Origin of the sequence: Streptomyces sp. NPDC048057, assembly GCF_040653095.1 — a bacterium.
Taxonomy (GTDB): Bacteria; Actinomycetota; Actinomycetes; order Streptomycetales; family Streptomycetaceae; genus Streptomyces.
The window spans coordinates 234463-246019 of sequence record NZ_JBEZNF010000005.1; the positions used below are offsets into that span (position 1 = coordinate 234463).

10 protein-coding genes are annotated in these 11557 nt (G+C 71.8%); 4 read left to right on the top strand and 6 right to left on the bottom strand.

The annotated features are described in order from the left end of the window. Nucleotides 1–78: 78 nt before the first annotated feature. The 3 genes from AB0E05_RS07810 to AB0E05_RS07820 form a co-directional block, all read right to left on the bottom strand. Nucleotides 79–846: a carbohydrate ABC transporter permease gene (locus AB0E05_RS07810; protein ID WP_361960582.1), complete on the bottom strand. Its 768-nt coding sequence runs from the start codon at nt 844–846 to the stop codon at nt 79–81. Nucleotides 847–920: 74 nt separating this feature from the next. Next, entirely contained in the window at nt 921–1919 is a 999-nt protein-coding gene (locus AB0E05_RS07815; protein WP_361960410.1) for a sugar ABC transporter permease, read from the bottom strand. Between the two features lie 336 nt (nt 1920–2255). After that, the gene (locus tag AB0E05_RS07820; RefSeq protein WP_361960412.1) at nt 2256–3560 is read right to left on the bottom strand and encodes an extracellular solute-binding protein; all 1305 of its coding nucleotides are present in this window, start codon (nt 3558–3560) and stop codon (nt 2256–2258) included. 332 nt (nt 3561–3892) lie between these two features. Here AB0E05_RS07820 and AB0E05_RS07825 point away from each other — a divergent pair, with 332 nt between their 5' ends. Together AB0E05_RS07825 and AB0E05_RS07830 are read left to right on the top strand one after the other, a co-directional pair. Beyond that, nucleotides 3893–5056 (top strand): serine/threonine protein kinase, encoded by a 1164-nt coding sequence (locus AB0E05_RS07825; protein ID WP_361960414.1) that lies wholly within the window; start codon nt 3893–3895, stop codon nt 5054–5056. Between the two features lie 4 nt (nt 5057–5060). Next, a complete protein-coding gene (locus AB0E05_RS07830) occupies nt 5061–5810 on the top strand; it encodes an HAD family hydrolase (protein ID WP_361960416.1) in 750 nt (249 codons plus the stop codon). Here the strand turns inward: AB0E05_RS07830 and AB0E05_RS07835 are convergent. After that, a complete protein-coding gene (locus AB0E05_RS07835) occupies nt 5794–7287 on the bottom strand; it encodes a N,N-dimethylformamidase beta subunit family domain-containing protein (RefSeq protein ID WP_361960418.1) in 1494 nt (497 codons plus the stop codon). The two genes, AB0E05_RS07830 and AB0E05_RS07835, sit on opposite strands and share 17 nt — an antisense overlap. Nucleotides 7288–7494: 207 nt before the next feature. Here AB0E05_RS07835 and AB0E05_RS07840 point away from each other — a divergent pair, with 207 nt between their 5' ends. Together AB0E05_RS07840 and AB0E05_RS07845 are read left to right on the top strand one after the other, a co-directional pair. Continuing rightward, nucleotides 7495–8373: a class I SAM-dependent methyltransferase gene (locus tag AB0E05_RS07840; protein ID WP_361960420.1), complete on the top strand. Its 879-nt coding sequence runs from the start codon at nt 7495–7497 to the stop codon at nt 8371–8373. Further along, a complete protein-coding gene (locus AB0E05_RS07845; RefSeq protein ID WP_361960422.1) occupies nt 8373–9143 on the top strand; it encodes a GNAT family N-acetyltransferase in 771 nt (256 codons plus the stop codon). The genes AB0E05_RS07840 and AB0E05_RS07845 overlap by 1 nt, the downstream gene beginning before the upstream one ends. A gap of 461 nt (nt 9144–9604) precedes the next feature. Here AB0E05_RS07845 and AB0E05_RS07850 read toward each other — a convergent pair whose 3' ends face one another. Both AB0E05_RS07850 and AB0E05_RS07855 read right to left on the bottom strand, forming a co-directional pair. Beyond that, nucleotides 9605–10723 carry a hypothetical protein gene (locus AB0E05_RS07850; RefSeq protein WP_361960424.1) on the bottom strand — a complete coding sequence of 373 codons (1119 nt, stop codon included), beginning with the start codon at nt 10721–10723 and terminating at the stop codon, nt 9605–9607. A gap of 209 nt (nt 10724–10932) precedes the next feature. Further along, nucleotides 10933–11424 (bottom strand): hypothetical protein, encoded by a 492-nt coding sequence (locus AB0E05_RS07855; RefSeq protein ID WP_361960426.1) that lies wholly within the window; start codon nt 11422–11424, stop codon nt 10933–10935. Nucleotides 11425–11557 lie beyond the last annotated feature (133 nt).

The following is an 11557-nucleotide window of genomic DNA, read 5'->3' on the forward strand; positions in this document are numbered from 1 at the left end:
CTTGCGATGCACGACACCAGACCCCGCTCACTCGTCCAGCCCGACCCACAAGACACTCCCTAGGCGGCCCCCGTGCGGTCATCCCTTGACGGCTCCCGCAGCGAGCCCCGCGGCCACCCGCCGCTGGACGATCAGGAAGAACACCACGACGGGGAGGGCGGTGAGGGTGGCGCCCGCCATCATCGCGCCGTAGTCCGTGCCGAAACTGGTCTGGAAGGTCACCAGCCAGATGGACACGGTCTGCTTGTCGTTGCTGGACAGCAGCACGTAGGCGAGGACGTACTCGTTCCACGCCTGCACCAGCGAGTAGAGGGAGGTGGCGACGAGCCCGGGGGCGAGCAGCGGCAGCAGCACCCGGCGGAAGGCGCCCGCCCGGGTGCAGCCGTCCACCATGGCAGCCTCCTCCAACTCCGCGGGGATGGAGACGATGAAGCCGCGCAGCAGCCACACCGTGAACGGCAGCATGAAGACCAGATAGGTGAGCACCACCCCGACCAGGCTGTCGGTCAGCCCCGCCTCGCTCAGCAGCAGGTAGATCGGGATGATCAGGCCCGCCAGCGGGATCATCTGCACCGAGAGGATGGCGAGGACGAAGACCCGCCGGCCGAGGAAGGCGAAGCGGGCCACGGCGTACGCCGCCAGCACCCCGATCACCAGGGAGACCACCACGGTGCCCACGCCGACCAGGGCGCTGGCGCGCACGCTGGACCAGAACGTCTCCGACTCCATGGCCCGGCGGAAGTGGTCCAGCGTCAGCCCGGTGGGCCAGAGCTTCGGCGGGGTGGCGCGGACGTCGGCCGGGGGCCGCAGCGCGGTCAGCAGCATCCAGTAGACCGGGAAGGCCATCACGGCGCAGAACAGCAGCCCGAGCACGTCGGCCCGCAGCCTGCGGCCCCGTCCGGGGCCCCGACGAACGCGGCTCACTCGGCCTCTCCCATCTTGATCAGCTGGCGCACGTAGACCACCGCTCCGACGAGCAGCAGCAGCACGGTGACGACCGCGATGGCGGCGCCCGCGCTGTAGCGGTTGACGGCGAAGGACTCGATGAACGAGTGGACGCCGAGGAGGTAGTACTCCTTCTCCGGCGTCCCCGAGCGCATCAGCCAGATCTGGTTGAACACGCCGAAGTTCCAGATCGCGGTCAGCGAGGTCACCATCACGTACGCCGGTCTGATCACCGGGAGGGTGACGTGCCAGAAGAGCCGCGGCCCCTCGGCGCCGTCGACCCGGGCGGCCTCCTCCAGCTCCGGCGGCACCTGGGTGAGCGCGGCCTGGAGGGTGATGACGGCGAAGGGCAGCGAGCCCCAGATCACGACCGCGGCGATCACGGCGAAGCCCTGCCAGGGCTCCTCGAACCAGTTGTGCCCGTCCAGGGAGACGCCCGGGACCAGGCTGAGCAGCCAGTTGGCGACCCCGAAGTCCGGGTCGACCAGCCAGCGGAAGACGGCGGCGGCGACCATCACCGGCATGGCCCACACCATGACCAGGACCGTGCCCGTGGCGATCCGCACCCAGGGGGAGACCCGGCGCATCAGCAGCGCGACGAGCATCGCGACGGTCATGGTGACCGCGGTGCACACGACGGTGAAGACCGCGGTGCGCGCGACGACCCGCCAGAAGAAGCCGTCGCTGAGGATCGTCCGGTACTGCCGCAGCCCGACCCAGGGCGGTTCGGTCCCGGCGAACAGCTCGCGCCGGGTCATGTCCTGGAACGACAGCAGCACCAACTCGACGAGGGGGTAGCCGAGGACGGCGACGAGCGCCAGGACCGTGGGGGCGATCAGGGCGTACGGCACCGCGGCGCGGCGCCGGCGGACCGGGGCGCGTCTGCGGTCCCGGCGCGTGCCGTCCTTGCCGACGGGCGGGGCGGACGGGAGCGGGGGCGCGCTCGCTGGGTGTGGCGGACCTGCGGTCGCCATGGCGGGCCTCTCGGGTGTGGTGGGGGGTGGGCCGCACGACGCCCCGGGTTCGCGCGGGCGCACGCGGTCGGACGGGTACGCGGACGTCGGGGCGCACGGTCGGCCGGCGCGCCGGCGACGTGGCCGGCGCGCACGATCGGACGACGGCGTGCGATCGGACAGCTGGGTGCGACCGGACGGGTGGGTACGATCGGAGGCGGTGGGGCCGGTCCGGCACGGCGTCGGGCGGGACCGGTGTTCAGGTGCTACGGGCTCCCCGGCGCGGGAGCACCGGGGGCACCGGAGTGCGTGACACGTGTCGGGCGGGGGCGGGCGCGCGCGCCGCCCTCGCCGCGGTCAGTTGTCGTTGATGACCGCGTCGATCTCCCGGTCGGCGTCGCGCGTCGCGTCCTCGATCGACTTCTTGCCGGTCGCGATCGACTGGAGCATCGCCGGCAGCACGTTGGACTTCTCCACGGCCACCCAGCCGGGGGCGAGCGGAGTGACCCAGCCGCGGGTGGCCGCCACGGCGGCGGCGCCGTTGATGCCGTCGGCGGGCACCTCGCGCAGCTGCACGGTGTTGTTCGGCAGCGTCTCCGCCTTGATCAGCTGGCGTTGGGACTCCCGGTCGGTGAAGAGCCGGATCCACTCCTTCGCCGCGTCCGCCTTCTTCGACTTGGCCGGTATCGCGAGCATGGAGCCGCCGAGGAAGGGCGGCATCAGCTCGCCGGACGGGCCGGGGAAGGGGAACGTGGCGAACTTCCCCCGCATCGCCGGGTTGCCGCCGGCGCGCGGGTCGGCCGCGGCGTTCGCCTCCCAGGTGTTCCCGTAGAACATGCCGACGTTGCCCTGGCCGACCACGCCGGGCTCGTCGCTGTTGTCCTTGGAGCGGTCGCCGGTGTAGTAGTCGTCGATCAGCTTCTTCCAGGCGGTCAGGCCCTTGATCGACTCGGGGGAGGAGAGCGCGCCGCGCCAGCGCCCGTCCTTCTGCACCGCCATCTCGCCGCCGGCGTCCTTCACGTAGGCCATGGCAGCGTTCCAGTAGCGGCCCGGCATGTAGAAGGCTGAAAACTTCTTGTTCGAAGCTCCGAACCGGGCCTTCAACTTGTCCAGCACCTGGATCATTTCCGGATAGCTGGCGGGCGGTTTCACGACTCCCACCTGCTTCAACAGATCGGTGCGGTAGATCCCCACGCGCGCGCCCGCGTAGTACGGCACGCAGTAGGTCTTCCCGTCCAGACGACAGGCGTCGGCCAGGGCCGGTAACCAGTCACCGGAATGGTCGAAGTCCGCTTCGTCAACCGCGGTGAACGCGCCATTGATGATGTAATTCGTCGTCTCGCTATTGCCCATCTCCACCACATCTGGTACGTCGCGGCCGGCCAATGCGGCGTCGATCTTCTGGTTCTTGCTGGTCCACTGCTGGTACTGCACCTTCACCGTCACGTCCGGATATCGCTCGGCGAAGCGCTTGTTGGTCGTCGTGATCAGATCGGGCCAGCTCTCCCGGGCGTCGATGGTCAGCCAGACCGTGAGATCGCCGGATTCGCCACCACCGCCCCGGGAGCCCGAAGAACCGGAGGAATCACATCCGGACGCGAGCAGTACGAGGGAAACCGCACCGGCAGCCCAAGTGGCGGTGCGTGACCATGGCCTTCGCATGACTGTCCACCTTTCGAGTGCTGGTCGAACCGGGCTGCTATCTACCCAGCGGAGCGCCGCAAACTACCCGGGGAGCGCTTTTTGGCCAGGACGTCGCACGGGTTTTTGAAATGTTCCTGCATCGCCGTGCCCTTTGCGTCTAAGGACACGGCTGTGGGTGGTGGTGCGATACAACGACCTTGCGGCCCGTTCGAATTGGCGTGAATGATGAGGATGAGCCACGAGGGCTCCTTGACGGTCCTGCTTGCCCTGGCTCATTTTTCTCGTGATCTGTTGCGATCTTCCCGATCCACGCGATCTTTCACGCGTCACCTATCGAAGGGTGTAGCTCGGTGACTGAGCACGGCACGACGACGGACGATTCCAGCGAGCGTCCCGTACGCGTCAACTCGTGGAACGGCTGGGACCCGTTGCGCCACGTCGTCGTCGGCAGGGCCGACGCCGCGGTGGTGCAGGCGCCCGAACCCGCGGTCCGGCGGGACTTCCCCGAGGACGGCTTCCCCCTCGGCACCTACGGGCCGATGCCCGAGGACATGACGGCCGAGGCCAACGAACAGCTCGACTCCTTCGCCGAGATGCTGCGCCGGCGCGGCATCCGGGTCGACCGGCCGACCCCCCTCGACTTCAACCAGCAGGTCTCCACGCCGGACTGGACCCACGAGACCATGTCGGGCTGCATGCCGCCCCGCGACCTGCTGCTGACCGTCGGCAACGAGGTCCTCGAAGCGACCATGTCGTACCGCAGCCGGTGGTTCGAGTACCTCGCCTACCGGCCCCTGCTCCAGGACCTCTTCCGGGCCGACCCCCGGATGCGCTGGGAGGCCGCCCCCAAGCCGCGGCTGACCGACGCCAGCTACCACGTGGACTTCTGGGACACCTACAACGAACTCCCGACGGACGTGCAGCTCGCCAAGGTCCGGGACTACGACCTGGTCCTGACCGAGGAGGAGCCGCTCTTCGACGCCGCCGACATCGCCCGGTTCGGCAAGGACCTCTTCGTCCAGCTCTCCTTCGTCACCAACCGCAGCGGCTTCGACTGGCTCAAGCGGCACTTCCCCGACCACCGGGTGCACTCGGTGACCTCCACCAACAGCCACCCCCTGCACATCGACGCCACCTGGGTGCCGCTGCGCCCCGGCCTCGTGCTGCACTGCGGCGAGCGGCTGGCCGACCCCGAGCTGATGGACTTCTTCAAGCTCAACGACTGGGAGATCGTCGAGGCGGTGCAGCCCGCGAGCTGGGACCACCCGCCCAAGCTGTCCTTCTGCAGCCCCTGGCTCGCCGGCAACATGCTCAACATCGACGAGAACACCCTCTGCATCGAGGAGAACGAGGTGCGCCTCTCCGAGCAGTTGGCGGGGTACGGCTTCGAGATCGTGCCGGTGCCGTTCCGCGCGGTCGGCCCCTTCGGCGGCGGGCTGCACTGTGCGACCGTCGACATCGAACGCGAGGGGGACTGCCAGGACTACTTCCCCCGCCGTCACGGACGGTACTGACGGCATGGGCACCGTACGGACCGCCCGGTCGGTGCGGCCCGCCCGGCCGGGTGCCGTCGCAGCGGTCGTCTTCGACTTCTACGGCACGCTCGTCCGTATGGTGCCGCCGCTGCCGCCCACCCACGAGTCCGTCTTCCGGGCCCGTGGGCTGGACGGCCCGGCGGCGCGCTGGGGCGACCAGTGGTCGGTCGGCCCGGGGGACGGCGAGGAGCACCGCACCCACTCGACGACGCAGGAGACCTACGTGGCCTGGGAGCGGGACCGGCTGCGTCGCCGGGCGCTCGACTGCGGCGTCCCCGCGGACCAGGCGGCGGACCTCGCTGTCGAGTTGGACCGGGCCACCAAGAGCCTGACCCTGGAGGCGTTCGGCGACGTCCGGGCCGCCCTCGTCGCCGTGCGGGAGCGCGGGCTGACGGTGGCGATCTGCTCCAACTGGTACTGGGACCTGGACCGGGCCGTCGAGCGGACCGGCCTGGCCGACCTGGTGGACGTCGTGGTGACCTCCGCCCGGGCGGGGGCGCGCAAGCCGCACCCGCTCGTGTACGACGCGGTCCTGGACGCCTGCGGGGTGGCGCCCGAGCGGGCGCTGTTCGTCGGTGACATGTGGGCGGCGGACGTGCTCGGGCCGCTGTCCCGGGGGATGCGGGCGGTGCATCTGCACCGGCCCGATCCGGCGGTGCGGGGCACGGCCCCGCCCCTGCCGGACGGGGCCGTGCGGATCACCGACCTGTCCGCCCTCACGGACCTGCTGTAGGGCCCTGGGGACGGTCGGCGCGCCGGGAGAGCCGGTCGAGGACGTTGCGGGTCACCCGCACCACCCCGGCGTCCTCCTCCCGGCCGCAGACCACCGACCAGTCCGTGGTGCCGGCCGTGAAGACCGTGCCCCCGCCCGGGATCGTGTGCACGCCCATGGTGGCGGCGCGGGGTCCGGTCGCCCCCGGCTCCCGCTCGACGCAGTTCCAGTGACCCCACTTCGGACGGTGGAAGTTGTCGTGAACGGGAGTGAGCACGTGGATCCCGAGGATCAGGAACGACCCGGGGGCACCGTCGGCGCCGGTCGCCCGCGCAACGCCCCGTTCGTCGTACGCGAAGGCCGCGCCGTCGCACTCGTACCCGATCAGCGGCGTGCCCGCGCCCAACGCGTCGACCGGGCCGCCGTCCGAGCCGTCGCGCAGCCCGGTGCCCGCGTAGACCCAGTGGTCGGCGTGCTGCACCCGGTACCCCTCGCGCGGCCGGTCGCCGGGCCACTCGGTGCTCGGCCACATCCCGCCGTTGCGGAAGCTGACCCCGGTGAGCGCGTCCTCCGGCTCGCCCACCCCCTCCGGCGGCGCGGCCCACCACAGGTCGGTGGCGGGCAGGTGCGGGAAGACGCCGGCCACGTGGTGGTCGGTGTCCGACACGAACGCCGTGTCGTCGTCCGTGAGGTGCACCCGCCACCAGCAGGTGTTGGCGCTGAGGAACGCCACGTTGCCGCCCGCGGCGAGGTGCGCCGCGGTGTGCTCGCGCATCGCCGCGCTCCAGTACTCGTCGTGGCCCACGCTCAGCAGCAGGTCGTACGGCGCCAGCAGGTCCGGATCCCGGTGCAGGTCGAGGTCGGTGCAGTACTCGACGGCGTATCCGCACCGCTCCAGCCAGGCGATGAACGGGGCGTCCCAGTACGCCAGGTCGATCACCCCGCCCGGACGCCGCATGCTCACCTTGTGGCCCCGCCGCTCGCCGTCGACGCCCTCGCCGTACACCGGGTCGTCGTACAGGCTGGCGGCGCGCCGGGCGTCCGCGGAGTCCGAGCGGTTGTACGCGTGCCGGGTGAACGTGGACTTCTTGTACAGGATGCGGCCGTGCGTCCCCGGCTGCCGCGGGCGCACCACGAAGAACTCCCGCTCGAAGCCCTCGACGTCCCCGTCCCCGAGCCGCGGCACCGACCGGGCGTGCGCCGCGTCGCCCGCCACCAGGTGCGCCAGATAGATCCCCGGGGGCCAGTCCTCGGGCGTCTCGACGTGGTACGCGGGGAACTCCCAGTCGACCGCGGGCGACGCCGAGCCCGCCACCCCGTCCGGATGCGGCGGCGGGGCCTTCAGCACCCCGGGGAAGGCCCCGGACTCCGCCATGAACTCCAGCGTCCTGCCCAGCCGGTAGAAGCGGACGCGGAACTCGCGCGCGTCGGTCGACACGTGGAGCGTGAGCCGTTCGCCGGCCGTCACGCTCTCCCGGGCCACATAGCCCTCGATCATTTGCCCCTCCCCTTCCGCGGCCCCTGTTTTCCGCCAGGGCGCGGCGGCCGATGCTAAGAGAAGGTAGGTGGACACAACAACTGACCTGGGGATTACCAGACTTTCCCCAATGGATTCCGGCCATGTGGATCACCGGGAGACTGCGGGGCGAAGCGTTTGGGTAGCGCGCAGACGTTGATGGGCCATCCTGCCGAGAGGATGTCAAAAATGAGCTCCACATTCCGGGCCAGGGAACTCGTCCTGGGCATCGAGGGGTTGGCGCTGCTGCGCAGCGCCGTCGACGCGGACGACGCCTTCATCGAGCGGCGCGTCGCCGAGATCAGGAAATTCGCGGACGGGGAGGGCGAAGGGTTGCCCGGCACCGGGGCGGCGGTGAACGAACTGGACGCCGGCGCCGGTTACGCGATCTGGTCGAGCGTGTACGACTCCCTGCCCAACTCCTTCATCGAGGTCGAGGAGCCACTGGTGCACGGCCTGCTCGACGCCGGCCCGGTCGGCACCGCGCTCGACGCCGCCTGCGGCACCGGCCGCCAGACCGTCGCCCTGACCTCCCGCGGCTACCGCACCATCGGCGTCGACCAGTCGCCCGACATGCTGGCGCACGCCCGCAGCAAGGCGCCGGACGCCGAGTTCCGCGAGGGCCGGCTGGAGGAGCTGCCGCTCCCCGACGCCAGCGTCGACCTCGCCCTGAGCACCCTGGCCCTGACGCATCTGCCGGACCCGGGACCCGCGATCGCCGAGCTGGCCCGGGTCACCCGCCCCGGCGGCCGGGTCATCGTCTCGGACCTCCATCCCTTCGTCGTCACCCTCCAGGGCCAGTGCCATTTCGTCGCCGGAGACGACGCTCTGGCATTCGTACGGAACTACGCCCACCAGGCGAGCGATTACTTCCGTGCCTTCACCGAAGCGGGCCTGACCGTGCGGGCCTGTTTCGAGCCGGTGTTCAACGGCCGGCTCGCCTCTGGAGGTTATGAGGAGTTCATAGCGGAAGCCGCCCGCGCCGCCTGGCAGGACATTCCCATCGTCATCGTCTGGGAAGCCGTTAAACCTGCCGCAGGCACGGGCGTAGGGGAAGGTTCCGCCTGATGAGTCGACGATTCGTCTACCATTCCGAGCGTCCCGAACTGTGGGACCGCATCCCCGAGGTCTTCGCCGGAGTCGTCCCCGAGTACAACCTCCACGGAGACATCAACGAAACGCACTGGAACCGCCTCTTCGAGGAATTCCGGGACCACCAGTTCCTGCTGTACGACGAGGAACGCGACGAGATCCTGGGCGCGGGGCGCTCCCTGCCCCGGGTCTGGGACGGCACGCCCGAGGACCTCGGCTCCGGACTGGACGACTCGATCAGCGCGGCCTTCATCGCCCGGGACGCCGGCAAGAAGCCCACCGCGCTGTGCGCCCTCGGCGTCGAGGTGCCCCCCGACCACCAGGGCGGCGGCATCTCCCGGGCGCTGCTCACCCATCTCGTCGAGATGACCCGCGACCGCGGGTTCGCCCACCTCATCGTCCCCGTGCGCCCCATCTGGAAGCACCGCTACCCCCTCGCGCCCATCGAGGGGTACGCCCACTGGAAGCGGGAGGACGGCGAGCCCTTCGACCCCTGGATCCGGGCCCAGGTGCGGCTCGGCGGCCGGGTCACCGCCGCGGTCGAGCGCTCGTCCCGCATCACCGGCACCGTCGCGGAGTGGGAGAGCTGGACCAAGATGGCCTTCCCCGGGGACGGCGACTACGTCTTCCCCGAGGGGCTCTCCACCCTCCGCGTGGACCGGGCGCGGGACAAGGCGGTGTACTGGGAGCCCGGCGTGTGGATCACCTTCGACGTCCGACAGTCCCTGCCGTCCGACGCGGCCTGACCTCTCGGGCCTGCCCGCGTGGCCCCTCCGGCGTGCCGCAGCCCTGCCGTTGCCTCGGCAGGCGCGGCAGCGCCGTGAGGGCTGCGCGACGACTATGTGCGCGCCCGAGGGTGGCTTGTCGCGCAGTTCCCCCCGTGCCCTGCGGGCACGGGGGCTCCCCCAGCGCCACTGAAACCCTCGTCCGTCTGCGACCCGGTGGTGGGCTGTTCGCGCAGTTCCCCGCGCCCCTGTTTCGCTGCCCCGTCGTTCGCCTGCGGGCGGGGGCGGAAGCCGTTAGGGGCAGCACCGTCTGAGCAGCCCACCCCGGGCCGCAGGCGGACGAGGGGGTAGGGGCGCTGGGTCCCCCCGTGCCCGCAGTGCACAGGGGGCGGAACTGCGCGACAAGCCCACCACCGGTCCGCGGAGACCAGTGTTCCCGCACGGCAGCGGCGGCTTCGGCCGGAGGTGCGACCGCGCATGCGCTACGCGCTGGTCCCAAGGGACACGCCGCGGCTGACCGCGTCCGTCGCGTACGCGGTGAGCAGGTCCGTGTGGTGGCGGCCCGCCGCGGGGCGGTGCTCCGGCGAGAGGCCCGCGAGGCCGACCGTGGACAGCGCGGCCGTCCGCAACCGGTGGGCCGCCAGGGACGGCTGGTCGTGCGGCGCACCGCCCGGCGCGTGGCGCCGGACGGTCTCCTCGGCCCGCAGCCCCAGCAGCAGGCAGTGGATCCACAACTCGTCCGCGAAGGACGCCCCGAACGCCTCCCGGACCGCGCGCGCCTCCTCGGCCGGGCGCGCGGTCCGCACCACCTCCCACACGTCCTCCTCCGTGAGGTGCGCGCCGGTGCGCGGCAGCGCCTCGCGCCAGGTGAAGTGCAGGCGGGCCGCGTCCGTCGCCTCCTGTCCCGGCAGCCGGACGAAGCCCTCCCCGTACCGCATGTACGGCAGCCAGCCCACGTCCTCCAGGACCCAGCCGTCGACGAGCGCGGGGCGGGCGTCCGCCGGGTCGGCCGGGCACACCGCCCGCCGCACGCCCTGCGCCGCGTGGCCGTTGATGCTGCTCGTCCCGGTGTGCTCGGTGACGGTGGGCACCGCGAGCAGGGCGCTGCGCCGGCCCGGGGCGCTGAGGAAGGCGGCCATCGCCTCGTCGTCGTGGCGCTCGTCGACCTTCCGGGCGAAGTCGCGGAACTCCTCGACCAGCGCGACCGGGAGGCTGATGGCGAGGGTCGGGGTGAACTCCTCGGGGACGGCCCGCACCCATCCCGCGCCCGCGAGGGCCGCGAGCCGGGCGGCGGCGCCGTTGCGCGCGTGCCAGTTCGTGTAGAACGCGAGCGCGTCGTCGGGGAAGCGGTCCGCGCAGCGCGCCACCAGGTCGAGCAGGTCCGCGGGCGCGGCCACGTCGTCCTGGATCATCAGGTGGTGGGTCGCGCCCTCGGCGACGCGGCCCCACGCCACCAGGGCCGTGCGCAGCGCGGAGGGCGGGCCCTCGGGGTCGGGGTCGAGCGCCAGCCCGCCGAGCCCCAGCCGGGCGCACAACTCCTCCGCCTGGGCCCGGCGCACGGGGTGGGTCATCACGGCCGAGCTGACACGTGCTCTGGGCATCTGGCGCACTCCTGAGGTCATGACCCGCGGTGATCTTCCGGACCTTCCGAGCCGATCATGACCACTGCCCGGGCGGGTACGCCGGGCGAAGGACACGACGGCTGGAAACGACCGCTCGCCGACCGATTCGAACACGGTGCCGTGTCCAACGCGTCGGCCGTCGGGTGCCGTACGTCAGGCAGCGGTGGCGTCAGGGGCGGCGGCGGGCGTCAGGGCATCCCGGAAGGCCGCCCGTGGCCGCGGGCCCGCCCGCCCCGGCCGCCGTCGCACCGCGCGGCGCCGCGCTCGCGCCCTTCGAGGATCCCCATGCGCCGTCGGTCGTCCTCGGCCGCGGCGCGCGACCAGGCGCCGAGGACGGCCCACATCCAGCAGCCGGTGGCCAGGACCAGACCGGCCGACACCGTCCAGCGGACCGGGGTCCGCACCGGTAACAGGAGGTGGACGGCGGACACCTCCAGGCCCAGGAAGAGCAGGGCGGAGACGAAGAGGGCATGGCGCTGACGCCGCGGCCGGCGCGCGCCGTGGGGGTGCGCGTCGCTCCAGGAACGGGATTCGTACGGGCCGTTCCGACCGCTCGTGTCCTTCGTGTCGTTCGCGGCGGTCGGGCCGTTCGGGCCCTGCGAGCCATCCGGTTCGTTCTGCTTGTCCGGGTCGTTCGGGTTGTCCGGACACGGGGGGTGGGTGGGACGGGTGGGGTTCACTCCGGGACCTCTCCGGCGAGCGAGGCGCACGCCACGGCGGCGGCTCCGCCGGGCGAACGTCGTATACCCACCGACGGTCCCGCTGACTCGGTGTCAGCTCACTCGTCCGGGGGAAGCGCGTCGCCGCCCGGCA

Bases quoted from the DNA above. Each gene is read 5' to 3' on its own strand.
- AB0E05_RS07810 (WP_361960582.1), bottom strand. From the start codon at position 846: ATGGCCTTCCCGGTCTACTGGATGCTGCTGACCGCGCTGCGGCCCCCG.
- AB0E05_RS07815 (WP_361960410.1), bottom strand. From the start codon at position 1,919: ATGGCGACCGCAGGTCCGCCACACCCAGCGAGCGCGCCCCCGCTCCCG.
- AB0E05_RS07820 (WP_361960412.1), bottom strand. From the start codon at position 3,560: ATGCGAAGGCCATGGTCACGCACCGCCACTTGGGCTGCCGGTGCGGTT.
- AB0E05_RS07830 (WP_361960416.1), top strand. From the start codon at position 5,061: ATGGGCACCGTACGGACCGCCCGGTCGGTGCGGCCCGCCCGGCCGGGT.
- AB0E05_RS07835 (WP_361960418.1), bottom strand. From the start codon at position 7,287: ATGATCGAGGGCTATGTGGCCCGGGAGAGCGTGACGGCCGGCGAACGG.
- AB0E05_RS07840 (WP_361960420.1), top strand. From the start codon at position 7,495: ATGAGCTCCACATTCCGGGCCAGGGAACTCGTCCTGGGCATCGAGGGG.
- AB0E05_RS07845 (WP_361960422.1), top strand. From the start codon at position 8,373: ATGAGTCGACGATTCGTCTACCATTCCGAGCGTCCCGAACTGTGGGAC.
- AB0E05_RS07850 (WP_361960424.1), bottom strand. From the start codon at position 10,723: ATGCCCAGAGCACGTGTCAGCTCGGCCGTGATGACCCACCCCGTGCGC.